26 protein-coding genes and 1 tRNA gene are annotated in these 21,801 nt (G+C 64.0%); 10 read left to right on the forward strand and 17 right to left on the reverse strand.

Annotation, left to right across the window (positions count from 1 at the left end; genetic code table 11):
• On the forward strand, positions 1-569 hold a 569-nt coding region (locus tag FFS60_RS03260; RefSeq protein ID WP_137821122.1), incomplete at its 5' end, for an SDR family oxidoreductase.
• A gap of 48 nt (positions 570-617) precedes the next feature.
• Here the strand turns inward: FFS60_RS03260 and FFS60_RS03265 are convergent.
• Entirely contained in the window at positions 618-1,616 is a 999-nt protein-coding gene (locus FFS60_RS03265; RefSeq protein ID WP_137821242.1) for an AraC family transcriptional regulator, read from the reverse strand.
• Positions 1,617-1,785: 169 nt separating this feature from the next.
• Between FFS60_RS03265 and FFS60_RS03270 the strand changes: the two genes are divergently transcribed.
• From FFS60_RS03270 to FFS60_RS03300, 7 genes are all read left to right on the forward strand, one after another.
• Complete coding sequence (locus FFS60_RS03270; RefSeq protein ID WP_137821123.1) at positions 1,786-2,640, forward strand: MaoC/PaaZ C-terminal domain-containing protein; 855 nt, start codon at positions 1,786-1,788, stop codon at positions 2,638-2,640.
• A gap of 54 nt (positions 2,641-2,694) precedes the next feature.
• Entirely contained in the window at positions 2,695-2,997 is a 303-nt protein-coding gene (locus tag FFS60_RS03275; RefSeq protein WP_137821124.1) for a MazG-like family protein, read from the forward strand.
• Positions 2,994-3,743: a methyltransferase domain-containing protein gene (locus FFS60_RS03280; protein WP_028630767.1), complete on the forward strand. Its 750-nt coding sequence runs from the start codon at positions 2,994-2,996 to the stop codon at positions 3,741-3,743. Before FFS60_RS03275 ends, FFS60_RS03280 begins: the two co-directional genes overlap by 4 nt.
• Before the next feature lie 11 nt (positions 3,744-3,754).
• A complete protein-coding gene (locus FFS60_RS03285) occupies positions 3,755-4,354 on the forward strand; it encodes a DUF4136 domain-containing protein (RefSeq protein WP_137821125.1) in 600 nt (199 codons plus the stop codon).
• Positions 4,355-4,440: 86 nt separating this feature from the next.
• A complete protein-coding gene (locus tag FFS60_RS03290; RefSeq protein ID WP_028630765.1) occupies positions 4,441-4,998 on the forward strand; it encodes a DUF4136 domain-containing protein in 558 nt (185 codons plus the stop codon).
• A 7-nt stretch (positions 4,999-5,005) separates the two neighbouring features.
• Positions 5,006-5,503 carry a GNAT family N-acetyltransferase gene (locus FFS60_RS03295; RefSeq protein WP_137821126.1) on the forward strand — a complete coding sequence of 166 codons (498 nt, stop codon included), beginning with the start codon at positions 5,006-5,008 and terminating at the stop codon, positions 5,501-5,503.
• A 207-nt stretch (positions 5,504-5,710) separates the two neighbouring features.
• Positions 5,711-6,178 carry an aminoacyl-tRNA deacylase gene (locus tag FFS60_RS03300; protein ID WP_028630763.1) on the forward strand — a complete coding sequence of 156 codons (468 nt, stop codon included), beginning with the start codon at positions 5,711-5,713 and terminating at the stop codon, positions 6,176-6,178.
• Positions 6,179-6,318: 140 nt separating this feature from the next.
• Here FFS60_RS03300 and FFS60_RS03305 read toward each other — a convergent pair whose 3' ends face one another.
• From FFS60_RS03305 to FFS60_RS03340, 8 genes are all read right to left on the reverse strand, one after another.
• Positions 6,319-6,771, reverse strand: a complete 453-nt coding sequence (locus tag FFS60_RS03305; RefSeq protein ID WP_137821127.1) for a hypothetical protein — start codon at positions 6,769-6,771, stop codon at positions 6,319-6,321.
• A gap of 177 nt (positions 6,772-6,948) precedes the next feature.
• Positions 6,949-7,230: a hypothetical protein gene (locus tag FFS60_RS03310; protein WP_028630761.1), complete on the reverse strand. Its 282-nt coding sequence runs from the start codon at positions 7,228-7,230 to the stop codon at positions 6,949-6,951.
• An 858-nt stretch (positions 7,231-8,088) separates the two neighbouring features.
• Positions 8,089-8,184, reverse strand: a tRNA-Sec gene (locus FFS60_RS03315).
• Between the two features lie 8 nt (positions 8,185-8,192).
• Complete coding sequence (locus FFS60_RS03320) at positions 8,193-8,390, reverse strand: hypothetical protein (RefSeq protein ID WP_137821128.1); 198 nt, start codon at positions 8,388-8,390, stop codon at positions 8,193-8,195.
• Complete coding sequence (locus FFS60_RS03325) at positions 8,390-8,767, reverse strand: helix-turn-helix domain-containing protein (protein ID WP_171016482.1); 378 nt, start codon at positions 8,765-8,767, stop codon at positions 8,390-8,392. The genes FFS60_RS03320 and FFS60_RS03325 overlap by 1 nt, the downstream gene beginning before the upstream one ends.
• Positions 8,768-9,152: 385 nt before the next feature.
• Complete coding sequence (locus FFS60_RS03335; RefSeq protein WP_137821131.1) at positions 9,153-9,770, reverse strand: DNA cytosine methyltransferase; 618 nt, start codon at positions 9,768-9,770, stop codon at positions 9,153-9,155.
• 3 nt (positions 9,771-9,773) lie between these two features.
• Positions 9,774-9,962: a DUF5447 family protein gene (locus FFS60_RS29350; RefSeq protein ID WP_371926357.1), complete on the reverse strand. Its 189-nt coding sequence runs from the start codon at positions 9,960-9,962 to the stop codon at positions 9,774-9,776.
• A 108-nt stretch (positions 9,963-10,070) separates the two neighbouring features.
• Positions 10,071-10,295, reverse strand: coding sequence for a hypothetical protein (locus FFS60_RS03340; protein ID WP_028630757.1), 225 nt, complete (start codon positions 10,293-10,295; stop codon positions 10,071-10,073).
• Positions 10,296-10,415: 120 nt separating this feature from the next.
• Here FFS60_RS03340 and FFS60_RS03345 point away from each other — a divergent pair, with 120 nt between their 5' ends.
• Positions 10,416-10,700 carry a hypothetical protein gene (locus FFS60_RS03345; protein ID WP_028630756.1) on the forward strand — a complete coding sequence of 95 codons (285 nt, stop codon included), beginning with the start codon at positions 10,416-10,418 and terminating at the stop codon, positions 10,698-10,700.
• A 46-nt stretch (positions 10,701-10,746) separates the two neighbouring features.
• Positions 10,747-11,454, forward strand: coding sequence for a hypothetical protein (locus FFS60_RS03350; protein ID WP_137821132.1), 708 nt, complete (start codon positions 10,747-10,749; stop codon positions 11,452-11,454).
• 386 nt (positions 11,455-11,840) lie between these two features.
• Here FFS60_RS03350 and FFS60_RS03355 read toward each other — a convergent pair whose 3' ends face one another.
• From FFS60_RS03355 to fdnG, 8 genes are all read right to left on the reverse strand, one after another.
• Positions 11,841-12,170, reverse strand: a complete 330-nt coding sequence (locus FFS60_RS03355; protein WP_137821133.1) for a type II toxin-antitoxin system RelE/ParE family toxin — start codon at positions 12,168-12,170, stop codon at positions 11,841-11,843.
• The gene (locus FFS60_RS03360; protein WP_137821134.1) at positions 12,167-12,403 is read right to left on the reverse strand and encodes a type II toxin-antitoxin system ParD family antitoxin; all 237 of its coding nucleotides are present in this window, start codon (positions 12,401-12,403) and stop codon (positions 12,167-12,169) included. The genes FFS60_RS03355 and FFS60_RS03360 overlap by 4 nt, the downstream gene beginning before the upstream one ends.
• Positions 12,404-12,627: 224 nt before the next feature.
• Positions 12,628-14,541 carry a selenocysteine-specific translation elongation factor gene (gene selB, locus FFS60_RS03365; RefSeq protein ID WP_137821135.1) on the reverse strand — a complete coding sequence of 638 codons (1,914 nt, stop codon included), beginning with the start codon at positions 14,539-14,541 and terminating at the stop codon, positions 12,628-12,630.
• Positions 14,538-15,944, reverse strand: a complete 1,407-nt coding sequence (selA, locus tag FFS60_RS03370; protein ID WP_028630752.1) for an L-seryl-tRNA(Sec) selenium transferase — start codon at positions 15,942-15,944, stop codon at positions 14,538-14,540. Before selA ends, selB begins: the two co-directional genes overlap by 4 nt.
• Positions 15,945-15,993: 49 nt before the next feature.
• Entirely contained in the window at positions 15,994-16,923 is a 930-nt protein-coding gene (gene fdhE, locus FFS60_RS03375; protein WP_028630751.1) for a formate dehydrogenase accessory protein FdhE, read from the reverse strand.
• Between the two features lie 135 nt (positions 16,924-17,058).
• On the reverse strand, positions 17,059-17,688 hold the full coding sequence (locus FFS60_RS03380; protein ID WP_137821136.1) for a formate dehydrogenase subunit gamma: 630 nt from the start codon (positions 17,686-17,688) through the stop codon (positions 17,059-17,061).
• A gap of 69 nt (positions 17,689-17,757) precedes the next feature.
• Positions 17,758-18,663 (reverse strand): formate dehydrogenase subunit beta, encoded by a 906-nt coding sequence (gene fdxH / locus FFS60_RS03385; RefSeq protein ID WP_137821137.1) that lies wholly within the window; start codon positions 18,661-18,663, stop codon positions 17,758-17,760.
• 11 nt (positions 18,664-18,674) lie between these two features.
• A complete protein-coding gene (gene fdnG / locus FFS60_RS03390; protein WP_137821138.1) occupies positions 18,675-21,749 on the reverse strand; it encodes a formate dehydrogenase-N subunit alpha in 3,075 nt (1,024 codons plus the stop codon).
• Between the last annotated feature and the right edge of the window lie 52 nt (positions 21,750-21,801).

Genomic DNA, 21,801 nt, shown 5'->3' on the forward strand with positions numbered 1-21,801 from the left:
GGGGTGTCGCCATGGACATCACCGCCGACGACGCTGCCAGCCAATTGGTAGAAGCCCTGACCGATGGCGTCTACATCCTGGTGCACAACGCTGGCATCACCCGCGACAAGACCCTGGCCAAGATGAGCGACGACTTCTGGCACTCGGTGATCAACGTCAACCTGCGCGCCCCGCACGCACTCACCCAGGCCCTGCTGGACGCCGGCAAGCTGCACGACAACGGCCGCGTGGTGCTGATCGCCTCCATCAGCGGCATCGCCGGCAACCTCGGCCAGACCAACTATGCGGTGAGCAAGGCCGGGGTGATCGGCCTGGCGCAGAACTGGGCGCCGGCCCTGGCCAAGCGCGGCATCAGCATCAACGCCGTGGCGCCGGGTTTCATCGAGACCCAGATGACCGCAGCCATCCCCCTCACCATCCGCGAAGCCGGCCGGCGCATGAACTCCATGAACCAGGGCGGCCTGCCCCAGGACGTGGCCGAAGCCGTGGCCTGGTTCGCCCAGCCGGGCTCCGGAGCTCTGACCGGGCAGGTGATGCGGGTGTGCGGACAAAGCCTGCTGGGGGCGTGATTCGCCCCTACAAGGGCATTCGCCCCCACAAGAGCGTTCGCGCGGGCCTCAGCCCTCGCCCTTCCCCTTTCGCCGGAACTCCACTGGCGTCTCCCCTACCCAGCGTTTGAACGCCCGGTAGAAGGTGCTCGGCTCGGAGAAGCCGGTGCGCTCGACAATCACCTCGATGCGCTCGTCGGTCTTCAGCAGCAGCTCCTTGGCCAACCGGCAGCGGTAGTCGGTGACCAGGTCGTTGAAGCGCACGCCGGCCATGGCCAGGCGTTCGCGCAGGCGTCGGGCCGGCATGTTCAGGCGGACGGCCACCTGTTCGAGGGTGGCACCGCTGTCCACCAGCAACTCACCGATCAGCTCGCGCACCTGGCGCACCAGGTCCAGGCGTTCCACCTCGGCCAATTGGCGACGGGCCAGGGATTCGTGCATGCGCAGCAAGTCTGGCGCGGCGTGGCGCGAGGGTTTGTCCAGCACTTCGGCATCGAAGATCAGCGCATAGCGCTCGGCGCCCAGGGTTGCCGGGCAGCCGTACACCGCCTGGTAGCGCTCGGCGGGCGCGCCTTCGGCATGCATCAGTTGCACTTCATGGGGTTTGAACTGGCCCTCGGTGAGAGCATGGAACAGGCGGATCACCGCACCGGCGAGCATTTCCGGGAAGTGGCGGTTGCTGCCGGCGTGTCGGCCGAGGGACAGCACGGCACGGTCGTCTTCCACTTCCAGATGGGCGTTCAGGGTGTCGGAGAGCAGGCGCACATAGCGCAGGGCGTGGCGCAACCCCTCACCGAAGGTCCCACTGGAGAGGAACAGGTATTCCAACAGCAGCCCATGGAAGGCAGGCAGGTGACCGGCCAGGTAGAGGCCGACATGCTCCTCGCCGCATTCATCGGCGGCAGCCTTCCAGAACTGGGTTTGCGCAGCATGGGGAAAGCGACCTGCGGGCAGCCCGCCAGGCGGCAGGCCCACGCGCACCAGTACCTTGTCCGGATCGGTGCCGCTGGCACGCAGGGCGTCGATCACCGGGCGCATCAGCGCCACATCGTCGGTCAGATCACGCATCATTTTCGGATAATTCTTATTGTCTGCGAGGCGCGGCCATCTTATGCAGCTTTGTCCCCGCCGCTCAAGGCCGCGATTGACTGCCCTGCCACGGCCCCGGGAAGGTCGGCCAATGTGCGCCCGACGCCGCTGGCTATGCTGAGCCCCATTCGCCTCCAGGAGATCATCCATGGCCACCGACTGGCTCGACCTGTCCGCTCCCCCCGCCCTCCCCGGCCTGTTCGCCCGCGCCGCCGTGCGCCGTGGCACACGCGGCAAGGCCCTCCCCGAACTGGGCGTGCGCTGCCAGGTGAGCGTCGACCCCGGCCACCTGGCGCGTTACCGCGCCGTCTGCGGCTTCAGCGACAAGGGCCTGCTGCCGGCGACTTACCCACACATCCTCGCCTTCCCGCTGCAGATGCGTCTGCTTACCGACCCGCGCTTCCCCTTCCCGCTCCTGGGGCTGGTGCACCTGGAAAACCGTATCCGCGTGTTTCGTGCGCTGGGCGGCCTTGGCCCCTTCACCGTCAGCGTGCAGCTGGGTGATCTGCAGCCCCATGAAAAAGGCGTCACCTTCAGCCTGATCACCCGCCTGGAGGACCAGTTGGGCCTGGTCTGGGAAGGCGACAGCCGCATCCTCTTCCGTGGCCTGCGCCTGCCCGACCAGCCCGAACCGCGCGCCGCCGTGGACACCTTGCCGCTGAACCATCTGGATCAATGGTATGCCTCCGGCGACATCGGCCGGCGCTACGCCCGCGTGGCCGGCGACTACAACCCCATCCACCTCTCGGCCATCAGCGCCCGGTTGTTCGGCTTCCCTCGCGCCATCGCCCACGGTCTGTGGAACAAGGCACGCAGCCTCGCGGCACTGGAAATTCACCTGCCCGCAGCCGGGTACGAGCTGGAGGTGCGCTTCCAGAAACCCGTGTTGCTGCCGGGCGAAGTCACCCTGCTGGCCAGCGCAGCGGCGCCGGCAGGCCAACTCGTCCTGCGTGGCAAGGGCGACACCCCGCACATGGCCGGGAGCTGGCGCCCCCTCGTCTGACCCTTGCGCCGGCGGGCGGCCGGCGGGACCATTAGCGGCTCCAAGGAGAGCCCAATGAACCTCGACGAACTCACCGCCCGCCTGCACGCCATTCGCGACCGCAACGACTGGCGGCAATTCCACAGCCCGAAGAACCTGGCCATGGCTGCCAGCGTGGAAATGGCCGAGCTGGTGGAAATCTTCCAATGGCTGACCGAAGACCAGTCGCGCCAACTGCCCCCCGAGAAACTCGCCCACGCCGGCCAGGAAGTGGGCGACATCATCCTCTACCTCCTGCTGCTCTGCGCCGAGCTGGGCCTGGACATGGACGCCGTGGTGCGCGCCAAGCTCGCCGACAGCGAAAGGCGCTTCACATGAGCGACCGACACTTCGATGAACTGGCGACACGCTTCGCCGAGAAGATCTACGGCGGCGCCAAGGGCGCCATCCGCCTCGCGGTGCTCCAGGCCGACCTGGCCGAAGTGCTGCCCGAGCGCCCATTGCGCGTGCTCGACGTCGGCGCCGGTCTCGGCCATATGTCCCTGTGGCTGGCCCAGCGTGGTCACCAGGTGACCCTGGCCGAACCCGCCGAACCCATGCTCGAAGGCGCTCGCCAGCGCTTCGACGAAGCCGGCCAGAACGCCACCTTCCTCCAGGCGCCCTGGCAGGAGCTGCTCGGCCAGCTCACCGAACCCTACGACCTGGTGCTGTGCCACGCCGTGCTGGAATGGCTCGCCGAACCCGAGGCCATCCTCCCGGTGCTGCACCAGCTCACCGCCAAGGATGGGTTGCTGTCGCTGGCCTTCTACAACAAGGACGCGCTGATCTACCGCAACCTGCTCAAGGGCCACTTCCGCAAACTGCGCAAACACAAGTTCGCCGGCGAAGGCCAGAGCCTGACCCCGCAGCAACCCCTGGACCCGCGCGACCTGGCCGCGCAACTCGAAGGCCACTGGCAGGTCGAAAAACAGAGCGGCGTGCGGGTGTTCCACGACTACATGCCCCAGGAGTTCCAGGCCAAGGCCGAACTGGTGGACCTGCTGGAAATGGAGCTGGCCTACCGGCGCCACCCCAGCTACCAAGGGCTCGGCCGTTACCTACACTGGATTTGCCGCCCGCTCTGAACGGAGGCCCGATGAAACTGCCCGCTCTGCTCACCCTGGCGCTGCTGCTTGGCGCCTGCCAGAGCCCCAACCCCTACACGGCCGATTCCCGCCCGCTGCCGCCCGCGCCGCCGGGCGCCGCGACCACCTTCGACAGCAGCGCCTACCCCGCGCCGCCACGCGACTTCGGCCGCTACCGCAGCTGGACCTGGTTCGACGGCCAGCTCCCCGCGGGCAACAACTGGGCAACCCCCGAGCAGATGGCCGACATGGTCAACGCAGGCCTCGACCAGCACGGCCTGCGCCAGGCCCGCGATCCCGGCCAGGCCGATCTCAAGGTCAGCGCCCGCCTGCGCTACGAAAAGCGCCTGCGGCAGTACGACGACTACGCCGGCGCCTACTACGGCAGCGGCCCCTGGCACGACCAGTACGGCGCCTGGGCCACCGTCCCCATCGTCCGCACCTACGAGGAGCAGGTGGCCGTGGTCTACCTGGAGTTCTATGACGCCCACGACAATCAGCCGGTGTGGAGCGGCAGTGGTGAGGCCTACGCCAATGGCAACCGTTCCGACAGCGTCAACGCTTTGCGCCAGGCGGTGAAGCAAGCACTGGACGACTATCCACCGAATTGAGACGCCGTCGCCCAACACCCCAAAATCCCCTTGCCGGCGACCTGGCCTTGCGCTTCGATAGAGGTCCAGGCAGAGGAGATCCGATCATGATCCGCCGCACGCTAGTCCTGTCCGCAGCACTGCTCCTGGCCGCCTGCCAGAACTACAACCTCAACCGGGATTACGACAGCACGCGCGACTTCGGGGCCTATCACAGCTGGAGCTGGAAAGAGCCTGCCCTGCAGTACAGCCCTGACGACCCACGTATCAAGAGCGACCTCACCGAGCAACGCATCCGTGAAGCCGTCGGCCAGCAACTCGACCAGCGCGGCCTGCGCCCTGCCGCCGACGGCAAGGCCGACCTCACCGTCCAGTCCTGGTTGATCGTCGATGAGCGCCAGCAGCAGACCAGCTACAACTACGGTGGCGCCTGGGGCGGCTATTGGGGAGGTTACTGGGGCGGCCCGGCCTATACCGAAACCCGCATCTACAACTACAAGGTCGCCACCATCCAGGTGGACCTGTACGACGGCAAGGACGGCAAGCTGGTCTGGCGCGGCAGTGCCGAGCAGGTCATGACGAGCGCGCCGCCAAGCCCCGCCGAACGTGAAGCCGCCATTCGCGAGACGGTCGCCAAGGTGATCGCCCAATACCCACCGCACTGAGTCCCCCATGCCCGCTGCCTATCCCCAACTGCAACACCGCCCCGCCAGCGCCGAAGACCTCCACGAAATCGTCCGCTTCCCCCAGGATGCGGACGAACTCTTCTTCGCCTACCCCAAGGCCAGCTGGCCGCTCACCGTCGGCCAGCTCGCCGCCGCCATGGCCGAGCGCCGTGGCAGCACCGTCGCCCTGCTGGACGGCAAGGTCGCCGGCTTCGCCAACTTCTACCAATGGCAGAACGGCGAGTTCTGCGCCCTCGGCAACATGATGGTGGCCTTCTGGGCGCGCGGTCAGGGCGTGGCCCAATACCTGATCGAAACCATGGAGCGCCAGGCCCGCGAGCAGTACAAGGCCAGGCTGATGAAAGTCTCCTGCTTCAATGCCAATGCCGGTGGCCTGCTGCTCTACACCCGCCTCGGCTACCAGCCCCGCACCATCGTCGAACGCCACGGCCCGGACGGCCGCCGCGTTGCCCTGGTGCAGATGGACAAGCCCCTCATGGACTGAGCCTCATGACCCACTGCGAAACCATGGGCCACAACCCCGGCTGAACCGGTCGGCACCTGCCGCCCCCACTCGCCTGCCTCTCACTAAACTTATCCACAAGGCACCGGCCAACGTCGATGCCGGGTGGGGAGCGGGAGGCTCCTCCTTGCGTGCCGGCCCCACCGGCTTATCGGGAGCGACAAGCCGGCGCCTGGCAGGAGGTGTCTCATGACCATGATCACCCAGCTGCAAAGCAGTCTGATGCAGCACAAGACCCGCTTCGACGTGCTCAACCACGCCGCCTCCATGACCACCCGCGAAGCCGCCCGCCGCGCGGGCATACCACCGCAGCAGATGGCCAAGCCCGTCATCCTCGACGACTTCCAGGGCCACTGGCTGATGGCCGTGATCCCCGCCTCGCGCCATGTCGACCTGGAAAAGGTCCACAAGCTCACCCACCGCCACTGGCGCCTGGTGCGCGAGCGTGACTTCGGCAAACGCTTCGGTGACTGCGATGTCGGCGCCATCCCCGCCGTGGGCAACCTCTTCGGCCTGGAAACCCTGGTCGACCAGTCCCTCACCGAACAGCCGGACATCTACTTCGAATCCGGCCGCCACGACGAACTGGTGCACATGAGCGGCAAGCACTACATGGCACTGATTCCGGAAGCGAAAAGCGGGCGGTTCTGCGAGTAGCTGCGCCCTCACACAACGGCACTTCTGTAGGGGCGATTTCAATCGCCAGGCAGGCCAAAGGCCTGCGCCTTCAAGCCGTCCTCACGCACAAACCAAAAGGCTCCTTACCAGGAGCCTTTTCCAATGGCATGGCGCGTGCCTTACCGAATATCCCCACAGAAAATGTCGAAACTGCCGTCCGCGGGCGTCGTGCGCAACACGAGGGAGTAATCACCCGCGCGAAGCGTCGAGAGGGGAACCGGTGCCGACTTCGACATTCGCCAGACATCACCCCGGAAGTGGCGGTCCGTCGTGAGCGTTCTGTTCAGCTCATAGGCCGGCGTGCCCCCAGGATGCGCGCAGCTTCCCGGGTAGATGAAGGTGTAAAGGCGAACAGGCCTGGTCGTGTAGGAGGGCACGCCGCTGATCACCAGCGAAATGCTCGTCTCATCGCCCCGCGGTACCAACGTCGCCTGCGCGATGCGCCCGGCGTTCTTCGGCGTGGCGTTCAACCTGACTTCGAGCATCTCGTTGCTGGCGTCGCCTGCCGGGCTCGCGCATCCGCACAATCCGCAAGCGGCCATGATCAGTGCCAGGTATCTCGCTGCGTTCATCGCTGGCCTCCTGCAGTAAGAAGCGCCGTTGCGAGGGTCACCTATCCACTATAAGCGCGAGATTGGCAGCAGCCGTGCGTCTCTACCCAGTGGTCGAGAGCTCAAAAAATGCGAGCGGAAAGCCCCATAAACAGGGGCTTCAGAGGCGGGGCCGGCGGGGTGAAGGCCGAAACGGACTCAGGGCTTGTACTTACTCTGCGCCACGCACCACTTGCTGGCCGGGTCTTTCGAGCGGGTGCAGGAGTTACGGAACACCACCTGCGCATGCTTCTGGCAGTCGCGGAACTGCGAGGAGCCCTTCTCGTTCTTGCTGCAGACGGAGTCCAGGGCGATTGCGCCGTTACGCTCCTGCCAGTTCAGGTAGTAGTTGTCGCTTTCTTTCTTGGCGGCAGGGGCGGCGGCAAACGAAACGCTTGCCATGAGTACCAGCACGCTACCCAGTGCGAATCGAATGGTCATATCAACTCCTGATAGTCGCTTGTGCGTAAGTGCACCTTCTAAGAGGCGCTTTTCCTGATGCGGTGTTGCCAGTGAAGCGGCGTTACTTGAACAACCAGGTGGAAAGCCAATCGCGCAGCCCCCTGCTCATTAAAGCAACTGCCGAATGAACTGCAGCGCATAGTGCTGAGCGCCCTTGGAAGCCGCAAGGGCTCAGGGCCAATCTGGGCTGACCGTCTGTCGAAACGTCCAGCTTATGAAGACAGTCCCCCTGCATGGCGCAGATCGTAGCCCGGATGAAATCCGGGAGCGGCGATTGGACTTTCCCCCGGATTTCATCCGGGCTACTAACGTGTAGGAGCGAGCTTGCTCGCGAAAGATCGTGCTCGGGCTGTTCGCGAGCAAGCTCGCTCCTACAGACACTCCGACTTCATCCTGTATATCAGGCATTTCGATCGTCACAGGCAGATCCAATGACTCATGAACACGCCCTAAGGACGTGGTTTCCCAGGTTCAAATGAAGAAGCCGAACAGGCACCACTGGGCTCTATCGACGCCCTGGAGCGCACCTTCAAGCGCATCAGCTGGCATCCTGAATCGGGCTCATAGAGATACGCCCACGAGCTCGATCTGCCGGGACTGCGCTCCTGAGCGTTGAAGTGCTATTCCCAACCTGGTCGTCTATATCGAGCGAGATGTGTGGCATGTGCTGCATGAGATGAGGGAGACCCCAGCGCGGATGCTGGGCAACGACAGAAAATAGACTCGTCCCCATTTCCCTCAGATTCGGGATTTCGACACGTCTTCGACACCTCGGCCAAGCCGGGGTCGGTGGATGCGCTGAAAGCCCCGTAACCCAGGACCTCCAGAGGGGCGAATTGGCGGAAGGCAGTGGGAGTCGAACCCACCCAGGAACGGCTGCCGTCCCCCACCGGGTTTGAAGCCCGGCCACGCCACCGGGCGTGCTTGCCTTCCATGTCGATCTACAAGGCTTTGTCCTTGCCGTCTTGCTCTGCAAGCGCGGAGGTGTCGAAGAACTGTCGAAAATCACTCGGGTTGCATTCCAGAAAGTCCTGGAAGTGCCCCGGCGCCAGGTGAGCGTAGCGCATGGACAGGCCATTGCTCTCAGCCAACACACCGACCTGGTCGACGTTGATCCAGACGTACAGTTGCCGAATCATCAGCGAGCCTTGTCGCCAGGCTGGGTGGCCGAGGACTTTTCAATGGCGAGCAGCAGGCGGTTCAGATCATCTGAGCCGGGATTGCTCTTGCCGGGGTGGGGCACCGTCGCGGACTTGTTGAATGCGCGAAGTACCTGAGCCCTTGCCTCCCCGGCAATCTCATCGGGCACCTCCACCGACACTTTCAGCCCCAGCTCTTGCATGACCTGGAACAGCAGGCCCCATTGCACGGTTTCGCCGCCGCGCTCGACCTTGCCGAGGAAGTTCTCGCTCACGCCAATAACGCCAGCGGCCACGTCTTGGCGCATATCCATGGCCTTTCGGCAGGCCCGAATGAGGTGGCCCAGGGCTTTAGGAGAATCGATTGGCACATTCACTGAAAAAATCCTCACGCTCATAAGGAAAACCGAGCGATGCTGAGCTGCACGAAATAATCCACATGATCGTGAGGATTGCTTCAATCAGAGTGCATAGCTACTCGGAATCCTCACGTACGCAAGGGTTATAGTCACAGAACAGACCAAGCCGGAAAAACCTCACGAACGAGAGGACTCTTGGCACAGGGCTTTGCCCTTGCCTTCCTGCTCAGCAAGCGGTGAGGTGTTGAAGAGCTGGCGAAAATCCCTAGTGGAGCCGTATTCCAGAACATCCTGGAGGTGGCCTGGCACCCGGTGTGCAATCCCATGGTCATCGGCAATACGGGGTGCCTCACTCTCAGTGAGCTGCGCGAAATTTCCGCGTGATCGTGAGGACATAAGCAAGTCACTCGTTGGCGCAATGCCGCCCGGCAAGCTGGTCGATCACGTAGCGGCCCCATTGGTCAGCCATCGCGTCGGCGATGCCCTGGTGAGTGCGGCAGAGGCTCTTCCAGCGTTCGGGGCCGGAGTTGGGCGCCATGTACAGCGCGGCCGGATCGCGCTCGCAAACGATGTGGGTGGGTTGCAGCTTCGGCAGGTTCTCCAGCCAGAAGTGGATATATCTGCGCTCGCCGTGGCCGAACATCCAGGGCTGGACAGTCTGGTCGGGCTTGCGGATCTGCGTGGAAATCACCGACGTGGGGCCCTTCAGGGCTTTGAAACGAATCGGGGCGGCCAGCAGGGTGCGGACGAAATCGACCGCCCTGCCCTGCCTGCCGTCCGCGATCTTGGCGGCGAAGTAGCGGGCACCGGAGACGGCGAGGTCAATGTACGGCGGGTGGGCGATCAGCAGGTCCCAGCCCAGGTCCAGCAGTTCGCAGACATCCCCCAGGACGTGTTCGCCTTCGGTTTCCGAGGGCAGCAGGTCGCAGCTCACCGCATGGAAGCCAACACGGGTCAGGGCGTCGCGTATGCGGCCGGAGAATTCGCAGGCCACCAGGGCCCTGGGTTGGCGCTCAGACACGGCTCAGGGCTCCCTGCCGAACAGTTCGCAAAGGGGCACGGAGGGCGTGGGCGCGCCGCTGCCATACACAACGCGCCAATACTTCAGCGCGCGGCGCACGCGCCTGTGTTTCCCGCAGCACGAGGCCAGCGGGCAGACCGGGCGCCCAGTGGCCCTGGATATCCGTGCGGGGCGGCCGTGCTCGCAGGACATGGACCGGGAAAGAACGCACTTCGCCCGTTCGCATGGGCACCAGCAGACAGAGCAGACGCAATGCTCGGCGCGGGCGAGGCGGCGCCAGCATTCGAATGGGTCGATGGTTCATGCCCTTCGCTCCTTCTCCAGCAGCTGCTGCGTCAGGAGCGCCACGTTGACCATCACGTACTTCCCCACCTTGTGCGACGGGATATAGCCGTTGCGAATCCAGCCCCACACCACGTCGTGTTCATTGCTCATCCGTATCCAGTCGGCGAACTCGCGCCAGGGCATCACCGGCGGCGGGCTGAGCAGGTCCTTAAGCGAGAGGGTCGTTCCTTCCACATCCATGGCCTTTGTTGCACTATGTTGGTCTTTACTTACATGTAACTAGAGTCAATCTGACTCAATCTATTTCGAGCATATTCAACTCAAGTCATTTTGACTAGAGTTTATTTAGATGAATCAGGAATGATCAAAGAGCGCGTTATAACCATCCTCTCCTGGTCGGATATCAGGCTGCCCAAGCTGGAGGAGATGACCGGCATCAGTCGCTACACCTGGAGCAACCTGAAGAATCCCTCCAAGTCTCGGGAGATCAAGGAAGAGGAGATCCTGGCCATTGCCAAGGTATTCCCGCAGTTCCGTTGGTGGCTTTTAACGGGTGAAGTGATGCCGGAGGCAGGCCAGATCAGTCCCGGCTATGAAGACGCTCAGCGCGAGACCTCATCTCAGAAAGGCGCGGAAAAGCGCTAGCCAAGAAGGCCGTAGGTTGCTGACTTCAAAGGAGTGAAGTGAAGAAATGAAAGCGGACTGGGATGACGCACCGAACTACCTGAAAGCATCGCGAGGGGCCGGCAATATTCGTAAATGGCTAATCGCCAGCCTGATCGGTACCAGCATCACCGCCGGCCTGCTCTACCTGGCAGGTGCCCGAATCCCCTTTCTGCAAAACTCCGCGCCGGTCGCAACGATCGAGCAGCCGCAGGACAACTACTCTCCCCTCCCTATCTTCGAAGAACCGGACCCGAATCAGCCAACTGCTGAGGAAATGTTCTGGTCCAGCGTCAAGCAGCAAGAATCCGAGCGCAAAACCCAGATCAAGCAAACCGACTACAACGACCAGAACTACACACCACGCCAGCCTGACAACGTGGTGAGCATGGAAGGGGTAAGGCAGTCATCCGCTTATCAACAGCCCGTCCAGCAGACAACCACACGCAGCAGAATCATCGAGAAGCATGCCGAGTGGATTGATAAGTGGAGCGGCGGCGCCCGCTACTACGCCACTTGGACAATCGTGAACAACTACATCGACGGCGGCAGTGTATGTGGCAACCACAAGCGTGGTTCGATTGACTATCGGGAATGCAGGAAGGGTGCTAAGCAGTTCTTCAAAGATGAATGCCGGGTATGGGGAGAACGGTGGCAGAGCGACAGAGAGCCCCGAAGCGACCGAATGAAGCAGAGGTATTGCTCGGCGGCAAGTAGCTTTAGCCCTATGGGCTAACACGCTCCACTATCAAGCCAACTTAACAACCATAAAGCTAACATTACTACTCGATACACTAAAAGTCGCGAGACAAAACGAGACAATAGAATCTCTAAACAATCTGATAAATCCGTACAAAAGCATGCAAGATGAATACGCAAAGAATTTCAATATCGCCCGAAGCATCTCCCCCACGGGCATATTCGCCACAAAGGAAAGCAACACCCAAGTGGCAAAAAAAATCAGCAAACCTAAAACTCAAAAAATAGAGAAGAAGATAAAGATTGACGCCGCCCAAAAACAAAATAGGGGCATATTTATTTTATTCGATCCCGAAGTACACCTTATGCTTCGACCACTCTCCGGGAGTCTCTGTTAATTGAATCAGGGAAAAGGGGACAGATTTATTTTTTGTCGTTGTCCTGCATCCAAGCTGGAATATCCCTCATCCCATGCAGCACGCGCCATACATCAATGTGATCGTCTCGTTCGATATAGAAGACCAGGTAGGGATAGCGCTTCAGCCCCCAGGAGCGCAGCCCCGGAAGATCGAGCTCATGGGCGTATCTCGATGAGCCGGACTCGGGATGTCGGCTGATGTGCTTGTAAGCTCGCTCCAGAGCATCGATAAAACCGAGTGCGACCGGCTCGGCTACTTCGCTCAGGTAGTAGCTGATGGCGTCATCGACGTCCTGATTGGCCAGTGCCCTGGGGATGATGGGCTTGGCCTTCATGCCTTGGCGTTCCGTACCCGGTTGCGCAGTGCTTCGAAATAGTTGTCATCGGCCGGGGCGGCGGGGGAAGAGGCGGCACCTTCCAGGAGCAGATTGCGCAGACGCTGTCGGTCCTGGTCCTTGCGGATCAGTTCGCGGACATACTCGCTACTGGTGCCGTAGCCGCGCTGGCTGACTTGGTCGTCGACAAAGCTCTTGAGGGCGTCGGGCAGGGAGATGTTCATGGTGCTCATGGGAGTCCACCTTTTGGCAAAATTTGCCAAAGTATCTTAGCACTTGGTTCCGCTGGCAGGTGTCAAAGAAGTGTCGAAGCCACTGGCACGAACTGGCCAGAATCGACATTAGCGATTGGCAGAGAAGCCCATAACGACAGGCTTTTCGACGCAACGAGCCGGCAATTTTCAGGGCTTGAAGCCCAACCCCGCCACCGGGCGTGCTTGCCTTCCAGAATCTGTGATCAGGGCATAGGCGCTTGGGCCAAGGCTGAGTCTTCCCTGATTTTGCGTTGGTCGCCGATGCGGCGGGTGAAGCCGATGCGGTCGAAGCATTCCAGTAGCTGGATGCTGCGTTTGCGGCCGATGGCGAGGCGGTCGCGCCAGTGGGCGGCCTTGATGCTGCCGTGTTCATCCTGCAGTTGCCGGGCCAGTGTAGCCAGTTGGCGGATGGTCGCATCCGGGTAGAACAGGTCCTTTACCACCTGATGCAGTTGGCCGAGGCGCGCGAGTTTGCGTTCCAGCAGGCGCATGGCGCCTTCTTCCACGGTCAGTTCACGGGCGAGTTCGCGGACCCAGGGTGGGTCGAAGCCGCCGGCTTCCAGCAGTGGCCAGATGCGTTGGCGCAGGGCTTCGTCCTCGGGGCTGAGTTGTACGTGGTGGTCGGGCAGGTGCAGCCAGGGGCCGCTGGCTTGCACGGCGCCGCTGGCGAGGTGCTGTTCCAGCAGGGCGATGAAGATGGGGCGTTCCAGTTCGGAAAGTGCGTAGCGACGCAGGCGGTCACGGTCGGGGCCGAGTTCGTCGGGCAGCTCGGCGTGGAAGTGTGCGAGGCCTTCGACCAATTGTTGCGCCAGGGCCTGCCAGCGTTGTTGTGCGAAGAGGCGCGGGCCGAGGCGGGTGGGGATTTCCACAGCGCCTTCGGGCAGCGCCCAGCCTGTGCGGGGGCGGTTGAACTGGCGTTCCAGCCGTTGCGGGTCGAGGCCGTTGTGGGCCGTACTCAGCAAGGCTGGCAGGGCGGCTTCCAGCCCCTCTCCGCGCAGGGCTTCAAGTTGGGCCAGGCGTTCGGGCGTGCGACGGTTGCGGGCAGGCGCGAAGGGGTCGAGTACGCGGCCACCGCCAAGGGTGCGTTGGGCGGACTGGTCGCGCAGCACCAGGCGGTCGCCGTGGACCGCATGTGCAGGCGCGTTGAGCAGCAGTTGGGCGAAGGTACGCCGGCCGGGGGCAAGGCTGTTGTGTTCCAGCAGGGCTACACGGCCGGTGACATCCTGGGCGCCGAGGTGGATATGCACGGGCGTCCAGTGGGCGAGGTCGTGGGGCTCGCCGGGGAGCAGGCGCAGGTCGATATCCAGTCGGGTGCTGGGTGCCAGCAAGGGCGGCGCCAGTAGCCAGTCGCCGCGATGGAGGTGTTCCAGTGCCAGGCGTTCTCCGGCGATGTTCAGGGCCACGCGCTGGCCGGCGCAGGCTTGGTCTACCTGTTGGTTGCGGGCGTGCAGGCCGCGTACGCGCACTGTCCTGCCGGATGGGCTGAGCACCAGTTCGTCGCCCACGTTTACCTGCCCGGCAAAGGCGGTGCCGGTGACCACCACGCCCGCACCGGACACGCTGAAGGCCCGGTCGATGGGCAGGCGGAAATGGCCGTCAGCCCTGCGCCCAGCGGTAAGGGTCGCCTCGGCCAACAAGGCGCTGCGCAAGGCGTCGACGCCCTTCCCGCTCACACTATCCACAGGGAAGAGTTCAGCCCCAGCCAGCGCACCAGGCGCCAGCAGCGCGACGACTTCGGCGCGCGCCTGTTCGACGCGCTCGGGTGCTACCCGGTCGATCTTGGTCAGCGCCACCAGGGCGCGGCGAATGCCGAGCAGTTCGGCGATGGCGAGGTGTTCGCGGGTCTGCGGCATCACGCCGTCGTCGGCGGCGACCACCAGCAGCAGCAGGTCGATGCCGCAGGCGCCGGCCAGCATGTTGTGGACGAAGCGCTCGTGGCCGGGCACGTCGATGAAGGCGGTGGGCTGGCCGTCACCCAGGTCGGCGTGCAGGTAGCCGAGGTCGATGGTGATGCCGCGCTCACGCTCGGCCGGGCGGCGGTCGCCGTCCAGTCCGGTGAGGGCTTTGAGGAGGGCGGTCTTGCCGTGGTCGATATGGCCCGCCGTGCCGACTATCACTCAACGCCCCCCTGCAGGTGCGGCAGTTGGGCGATGAAGGCCGGTTCGTCGTCGAGCTGGCGCAGGTCGAGCCAGAGGGCGTCGTCGTCGAGTCGGCCGATCACGGGAATGGGCAGGGTGCGCAGGCTCTCTTCGAGTTGGTGCAGCGCGCGGCCGCGCAGGCGTTTGGGCTGCTGCGGACGCAGGCACAGGGCTGCGCTGGGCAGGCGCGCCACGGGCTGGGCACCGCTGCCGATCATGCCGAGGGCAGGCTCCACGCTCACCCGCCAGGTGCTGCCGAGCTGGGTGGTCACCAGCGGGGCGATGCGTTCGGCCTGGGCGCGGATGTCGGCCTGCGGGCGGCTGAGCAGGCGCAAGGTGGTAAGGCGTTCGGCAAGGCGCTCCGGGTCGCGATAGAGCCCAAGCACCGCTTCGAGGGCGGCGAGGGTCAGCTTGTCCACGCGCAGTGCGCGTTTGAGCGGGTTTTTCTTGATCCGCCCGATCAGTTCCTTGCTGCCGAGGATCAGGCCAGCCTGGGGGCCGCCGAGCAATTTGTCGCCGCTGAAGGTGACGATATCGGCGCCGTCGCGCAGGGCTTCCTGCACGGTGGGTTCCTTGGGCAGGCCCCAGCGGGTGAGGTCGACCAGGGTGCCGCTGCCAAGGTCTTCCAGAAGCGGCAGGCCGTGGGCGTGGGCGATGGCAGCCAGCTCTGCCGTGGGTACGCTGGCGGTGAAACCCTGCACGCTGTAGTTGCTGGTGTGCACGCGCATGAGCAGGCCGGTGCGCGGGCCGATGGCGGCCTCGTAGTCCTTGGCGTGGGTGCGGTTGGTGGTGCCCACTTCCACCAGTTTCACACTGGCGCGGGCCATGATGTCGGGGATGCGGAACGCGCCGCCGATCTCGATCAGTTCGCCCCGGGAGATCACGCCTTCCTTGCGTGCGCCCAGGCTGTTCAGCGCGAGCAGCACGGCCGCGGCGTTGTTGTTGACCACGGTGACCGCCTCGGCGCCGGTGAGCTCACGGATCAGCCCGGTGATGAGGTCGTCGCGGTCGCCGCGTTTGCCAGTGGCCAGGTCGAATTCCAGGTTGAGCGGGTAGCGTGCGGCGAGGGTGATGGCTTCGATGGCTTCATCCGGCAACAGGGCGCGGCCGAGGTTGGTGTGCAGGACGGTGCCGGTGAGGTTGAACACGCGCCGCACCCGGCTGGAATGCCAGGCGGCGAGCCGTTCACCAGCACGGCCGGCGAGCACGGCGTCGGTCAGTTCGATGGCAGCGAGTTGACCTTGGCGGGCGGGTTCGCGCAGTTCATCCAGCAGGTCGCGCAGGGTCTTGAGCAACGCCTCGCGGCCGTATCGCTGTTGCAGGGGGGCGCAGGCCGGGCTGCGCAGAAGACGGTCGACGGAGGGCAAGCGAGCGGCCGACATGGGCATTCCTTAGCGTGGGGCAATCAGGTCCGTTGTTGAGTCTAGGTGCTTAATCCGATCCGGGGGCCAGCAGGAGGTTGGGCGCGCGGCGCAGGTAGCCCTCTTCGCTCAGGCGCAGGTCGAGATCGAGGCTGGCCAGGTCGTCGGCCTGGGCTTCGGCACCGGAGTCGAACTCCAGGTAGCACTGTTTGAGGTAGCCCTGGCAGTTGGGGCAGGCCTCGGCGCGGATCGGCGCCCGTTCGCCCTTCACGCCGTCGCGGTCGAGCGAGAGATGGGCCAGGTGTTTGCTTTCCTGGCAGTGGCTGCATTTCAGCCGCACGTAGTGCCACTCGCAGGAGCACAGCGAGCAGGCGAGGTAGCGCAGGCCGTTGTACTTGCCGCGATGACGAACCATGCCGGCCACCGGGGGTGAGCCACAGGCCGGGCAGAGGACCTTGGCCTCGCTCTCCACGATCACGTCATTGGGCAGGGCCAGCAGCCAGTGGCTGAAGGCGACTTGCAGGGCGGCGCCAACGAAGGGGGCAATGGCGGGTGGCAGCAGGTCGAACTGGCCACTGAGCAGCGCCACGCCCCAGGTCTTGCGCTGGGCGGTGTCGGCGTTCTTGAGTTGCTGAACGGCTTCGGCAACGGCGGGATTGGTGATGGCCTCTACGCGAACCAGCAGCGCGTCCAGGGCGGCCAGCCAGCCATCGGCGCGCACCAGGGCTTCGAAGGCAATGGGCGGCATGCCGTGTTCGCGGCTACGGGCAACGGCCTCGGGTGCTGGCCCGGGGAGCGCGGGTGGGTTGTCGAGGACCTGTTGCTGGGCTTTGCACAGATCAGCCACCAGCAGCAGGTAGCCGGCCAGCGGATGGCCATCGGCAAGGTGACGCAGGCGCTCGGCGCGAACCATGAACAGGTCACGACCGGGTACATGGAGGAAGGGTGGGATGTTGGCTGCGGCCTCGATCTGGCCGGGTTCGAGTATCTGGCCTGCCACGCAGGACTCCTTCAGTGGATTGGCTGTGTGTAGGGTGGGTGGAGCAACGCGATACCCGCCGTTTGCGCCTATTTGATGGGTTTCGCTTCGCTCTAGCGGAACGCCGCCCGCGCCATCCTACGGCCGTTCTCTTGTTCAGCGCTTGCCCTCCTCCTTGCTGACTTGCTTGTACCAGGCGCCGTGGTGTTTGCGGGCCCAGCCCTTGCTGACCCAGCCGTGGAGCATGGCGCTGATGGAGCCCTTGATCCAGATGCCGGCGTAGATGTGGACGATGATGCTGAGGATCAGCACCCAGGCGGCGAAGGCGTGCAGCAGCGCGGCGAAGCGGATGATGTCGATGCCGAACAGGTGGCTGAAGTACTGCCGCCAGATCACCACGCCTGTGGCCAGCAGCACCAGCATGCTGAGCAGCAGCACCCAGAACAGCAGCTTCTGGCCGGCGTTGTAGCGTCCGACTTCGGGCAGCTTGTCCTCGCGGTTATTCACCACGTCCTTCCACTGTTTGAGCCATTGGCTATCGGACTTTTCCCAGCGGTTGTGGTGGGCGAAGCGCAGGGCCAGCCAGATGAAGAAGAGGAACATGGCCACGCCGAGGAACGGGTGCAGGATGCGCGTCCAGGGCCCGCCGCCGAAGAAGCTGGTCAGCCAGAACAGGGACGGGTGGAACAGCGCCAGACCGGAGAGCCCGGCAAGGAAGAACAGGATGGCCACCGCCCAGTGGTTGCTGCGCTCGGAGGGGGTGTAGCGTTCGATGTCTTTGTTCATGTCCAGCTCCTGGTCAGGGTGAAGTTCCCTCACCCCGGCCCTCTCCCAGAGGGAGAGGGGGCGTTTATCTCAGCTCGGCGATTTCGGGTCGACCTTGTGCACCGCCGTGTCGCCACGTGGCGCTTCGTCTTCGTCCACTTTGTTCGGGCCGACCCGTACGTAGTGGAAGAAGCCGAACAGCGCCACCACGCCCATGGCCAGCAGGCCCAGGGGTTTGGTGACGCCTTTCCACAGGCTGACCATGGGGCTGATGGCGGGCTCGTCCGGCAGGCCGGCGTAGAGCGAGGGCTTGTCGGCGTGGTGCAGCACGTACATGACGTGGGTGCCGCCGACGCCCGCCGGGTCGTAGAGTCCGGCGTTCTCGAAGCCGCGTGATTTCAGGTCGACGATGCGCTCGGCGGCGTGTTCCTTCATGTCTTCCTTGGTGCCGAAGACGATGGCACCAGTCGGGCAGGTTTTCACACAGGCCGGCTCCAGCCCCACGGACACGCGGTCGGAACACAGGGTGCACTTGTAGGCTTTGTGGTCCTTCTGCGAGATGCGCGGGATATCGAACGGGCAGCCGGTGATGCAGTAGCCGCAGCCGATGCATTTGTCCTGGTTGAAGTCGACGATGCCGTTGGCGTATTTCACGATGGCGCCGGGGCTCGGGCAGGCCGCTAGGCAGCCCGGTTCGTCGCAGTGCATGCAGCCGTCCTTGCGGATCAGCCATTCCAGGTTGCCGGCCTCGGTCTCATGCTCGGTGAAGCGCATCAGGGTCCAGGTGTTGGCCGTGAGGTCTGCCGGGTTGTCGTAGGTGCCGTGGTTCTGGCCGACCTCGTCACGCAGGTCGTTCCATTCCGAGCACGCCACCTGGCAGGCCTTGCAGCCGATGCACTTGGAGACGTCGATGAGCTTGGCCACCTCGTCCATCTGGCGCACGGATGGCATGGGCGTGGTGGTGGCGGAGCGGGCGATGATGTCTTGTGATGCCATGGCTCAGCTCCTCATGCCTTTTCCACTTTCACCAGGAACGACTTGAACTCCGGTGTCTGCGTATTGCCGTCGCCGACGAAGGGAGTAAGCGTATTGGTGATGTAGCCGGGGCGCGCCACACCGGAGAAGCCCCAGTGCAGCGGAATGCCGACCTGGTGCACGGTCTTGCCGTCCACGGTCAGCGGTTTCAGGCGTTTGGTCACCACTGCCACAGCCTTGATGAAGCCGCGGTTGGAGGAGACCTTGACCCGATCACCCGCCGCGATGCCCAGTTCCTTGGCCAGCACTTCGCTGATCTCGACGAACTGCTCGGGCTGGGTGATCGCGTTCAGCCGGCAGTGCTTCGTCCAGAAGTGGAAGTGCTCGGTGAGGCGGTAGGTGGTGGCGGCGATGGGGAAGTCGGCCGCCTTGCCGAACGCTTCCCAGTCGCCCTTGAACACCCGCGCGGCCGGGTTGCTGGTGACCTTGGCGTGTTCCGGGTGCAAGGGGTTGCGCCCGATGGGGGTCTCGAAGGGTTCGTAGTGCTCGGGGAACGGGCCTTCGTTCATCTTGTCGAGGGCGAAGAAACGCGCCACGCCTTCGGGGTTCATGATGAACGGGCTCATGCCCGCTTCCGGCGCGACGTCAGCCTTGTAGTCCGGCACATCGGTGCCGGTCCAGGCCTTGCCGTTCCACCACACCAGGCGTTTCTTCTCCGGGTTCCACGGCTTGCCGGAGGGGTCGGCCGAGGCACGGTTGTAGAGGATGCGCCGGTTCGCCGGCCAGGCCCAGGCCCAGCCGAGGGTCTGGCCCATGGCGTAGGGGTCGGCATTGTCGCGGCGAGCCATCTGGTTGCCGGCGGCGGTCCAGCAGCCGGCGAAGATCCAGCAGCCACTGGCGGTACTGCCATCGTCGCGCAGTACGGCGAAGCCCGGCACTTGTTCGCCAGCCTTCAGCAGCACCGCGCCGGTGGCCGGGTCGGTGAGGTCGGCCAGGGCCTTGCCGTTGAACTCGCGGGCGATCTCATCGGGCCCTGGTTCATCCGGACGCAGGTAGTTCCAGTCCAGCCCCAGGATCGGGTCGGGGAAGGCGCCGCCGTCTTTCGTGTAGGCCGCGCGCAGGCGATGCAACAGGCCGCCCATGATGGCGATGTCGGTACGTGCCTGCCCCGGTGGTTCGGCGCCCTTCCAGTGCCACTGCAGCCAGCGCCCGCTGTTGACCAGGGAGCCGTCTTCCTCCGCGAAGCAGGTGGTGGGCAGGCGGAATACCGTGGTCTGGATGCTGGCGGTGTCGACGTCGTTGAACTCGCCGGCGTTGCGCCAGAACTCGGAGGTTTCGGTGGCCAGCGGGTCCATGACCACCAGGTACTTCAGCTTGCTGAGGCTTTCAGTGACCTTGGCCTTGTTGGGGAAGGAGCCAATGGGGTTGAAGCCCTGGCAGAAATAGCCGTTCACCTTGCCCTGGTGCATCAGGTCGAAGTAACGCAACACGTCATAGGCCGGTACATCGAGCTTGGGCAACCAGTCGTAGCACCAGTTGTTCTCGGCAGTGGCCGACTTGCCGAACCAGGACTTCATCAGGCTGACGTGGAACTTGCCGTAGTTCTGCCAGTAGGACATCTGCCCCGGCCGCACCGGCTTGGCCGCGCGTTTGTCGATGTACGCGGCGTAGTCCTGCTCGGCATCGGCCGGCAGGGTCAGGTAGCCCGGCAGGGAGTTGGAGAGCAGGCCGAGGTCGGTCAGGCCCTGGATGTTGGAGTGGCCGCGCAGGGCGTTCATGCCACCGCCGGGCATGCCGATATTGCCCAGCAGGAGCTGCACCATGGCGCCGGTGCGAATCATCTGCGAGCCCACCGAGTGCTGGGTCCAGCCCAGGGCATACATGATGGTCATGGTCTTGCGCGGGTCGGAGGTCTCCGCAATCTGGCTCCAGACCTTTTCCAGTTGTTCCTTCGGCGTGCCGCAGATGCTGCTCACCAGGTCCGGCGTGTAGCGGCTGTAGTGCTGCTTCATCAACTGGAACACGCAGCGCGGGTCCTGCAGGGTCATGTCGGACAGCACGTAGCCGTCTTCGCCCTTGGCATAGCTCCAGCTGGACTTGTCGGGATAGGCGCGCTTGGCCTCGTCGTAACCGCTGAACAGGCCGTCCTGGAAGGTGAAGCCGTCGTTCACGATGAAGGGCGCGTCGGTGTAGTTGCGCACGTACTCGTGCTGGATCTTGTCCTGCGTGATCAGGTGGTTGATCAGACCGCCGAGGAAGGCGATATCGGTGCCAGTGCGGATCGGCGCGTAGTAATCGGCGACGGAGGCCGAACGGGTGAAGCGCGGATCGACCACGATCAACCGGGCGTTGTTGTGCGCCTTGGCTTCGGTGACCCACTTGAATCCACAAGGGTGGGCTTCGGCGGCGTTGCCACCCATGATCAGCACCAGATCGGCATTCTTGATGTCGGTCCAGTGGTTCGTCATGGCTCCACGGCCAAACGTCGGGGCAAGACCTGCCACCGTCGGGCCATGTCAGACACGCGCTTGGTTATCGAACCCCAGCATGCCAAGGGAACGCACCACCTTGTGGGTGATGTAGCCGGCCTCGTTGGAAGACGCCGACGCCGCGAGGAAGCCCGTGGTCAGCCAGCGATTCACCGTCTGGCCCTGGTCGTTGTTCTCGACGAAGTTGGCATCGCGGTCGGCCTTCATCAGCGTGGCGATGCGATCGAGGGCGTCATCCCACTCGATGCGCTTCCACTCGCTGGAGCCGGGCTCGCGAATCTCCGGGTACTTGAGGCGGTTGGGGCTGTGGACGAAATCCAGCAGACCGGCGCCCTTCGGGCAGAGGGTTCCACGGTTCACCGGGTGATCCGCGTCGCCTTCGATATGGATGATGTTCTGCGCGACGTTTTTCGCCGCGTCGCCCTGGCTGTACATGATCAGGCCGCAGCCGACCGAGCAGTAAGGGCAGGTGTTGCGCGTCTCGACAGTACGCGCCAGTTTGAAATGGCGCACCTGGTCGGCGAAGGCTTCCGGGGGCGCTACCCCCAGAGCCGCCAGGCTCGATCCTCCAAGGCCCACGGCACAGACCTTGAAGAACTGACGACGATTCATGTCCATCGTGTTCTCCCTCATCAGGCAGGCCCTGCCCAGTACATAGCTGGGCAGGCAT

It is taken from the genome of Pseudomonas sp. D(2018), from assembly GCF_005502555.1.
GTDB classification, from domain to species: domain Bacteria; phylum Pseudomonadota; class Gammaproteobacteria; order Pseudomonadales; family Pseudomonadaceae; genus Metapseudomonas; species Metapseudomonas resinovorans.

Coding starts and splice junctions, on each gene's coding strand:
- FFS60_RS03275 (WP_137821124.1), top strand. CDS start 2,695: ATGAACCTCGACGAACTCACCGCCCGCCTGCACGCCATTCGCGACCGC.
- FFS60_RS03265 (WP_137821242.1), bottom strand. CDS start 1,616: ATGCGTGATCTGACCGACGATGTGGCGCTGATGCGCCCGGTGATCGAC.
- selA (WP_028630752.1), bottom strand. CDS start 15,944: ATGTCGGCCGCTCGCTTGCCCTCCGTCGACCGTCTTCTGCGCAGCCCG.
- FFS60_RS03345 (WP_028630756.1), top strand. CDS start 10,416: ATGATCAAAGAGCGCGTTATAACCATCCTCTCCTGGTCGGATATCAGG.
- FFS60_RS03310 (WP_028630761.1), bottom strand. CDS start 7,230: ATGACCATTCGATTCGCACTGGGTAGCGTGCTGGTACTCATGGCAAGC.
- FFS60_RS03380 (WP_137821136.1), bottom strand. CDS start 17,688: ATGAACAAAGACATCGAACGCTACACCCCCTCCGAGCGCAGCAACCAC.
- FFS60_RS03270 (WP_137821123.1), top strand. CDS start 1,786: ATGGCCACCGACTGGCTCGACCTGTCCGCTCCCCCCGCCCTCCCCGGC.
- FFS60_RS29350 (WP_371926357.1), bottom strand. CDS start 9,962: ATGTCCTGCGAGCACGGCCGCCCCGCACGGATATCCAGGGCCACTGGG.
- FFS60_RS03355 (WP_137821133.1), bottom strand. CDS start 12,170: ATGAAGGCCAAGCCCATCATCCCCAGGGCACTGGCCAATCAGGACGTC.
- FFS60_RS03360 (WP_137821134.1), bottom strand. CDS start 12,403: ATGAGCACCATGAACATCTCCCTGCCCGACGCCCTCAAGAGCTTTGTC.
- FFS60_RS03300 (WP_028630763.1), top strand. CDS start 5,711: ATGACCATGATCACCCAGCTGCAAAGCAGTCTGATGCAGCACAAGACC.
- FFS60_RS03290 (WP_028630765.1), top strand. CDS start 4,441: ATGATCCGCCGCACGCTAGTCCTGTCCGCAGCACTGCTCCTGGCCGCC.
- FFS60_RS03340 (WP_028630757.1), bottom strand. CDS start 10,295: ATGGATGTGGAAGGAACGACCCTCTCGCTTAAGGACCTGCTCAGCCCG.
- FFS60_RS03295 (WP_137821126.1), top strand. CDS start 5,006: ATGCCCGCTGCCTATCCCCAACTGCAACACCGCCCCGCCAGCGCCGAA.
- FFS60_RS03280 (WP_028630767.1), top strand. CDS start 2,994: ATGAGCGACCGACACTTCGATGAACTGGCGACACGCTTCGCCGAGAAG.
- FFS60_RS03350 (WP_137821132.1), top strand. CDS start 10,747: ATGAAAGCGGACTGGGATGACGCACCGAACTACCTGAAAGCATCGCGA.
- fdxH (WP_137821137.1), bottom strand. CDS start 18,663: ATGGCATCACAAGACATCATCGCCCGCTCCGCCACCACCACGCCCATG.
- FFS60_RS03305 (WP_137821127.1), bottom strand. CDS start 6,771: ATGAACGCAGCGAGATACCTGGCACTGATCATGGCCGCTTGCGGATTG.
- FFS60_RS03320 (WP_137821128.1), bottom strand. CDS start 8,390: ATGATTCGGCAACTGTACGTCTGGATCAACGTCGACCAGGTCGGTGTG.
- FFS60_RS03285 (WP_137821125.1), top strand. CDS start 3,755: ATGAAACTGCCCGCTCTGCTCACCCTGGCGCTGCTGCTTGGCGCCTGC.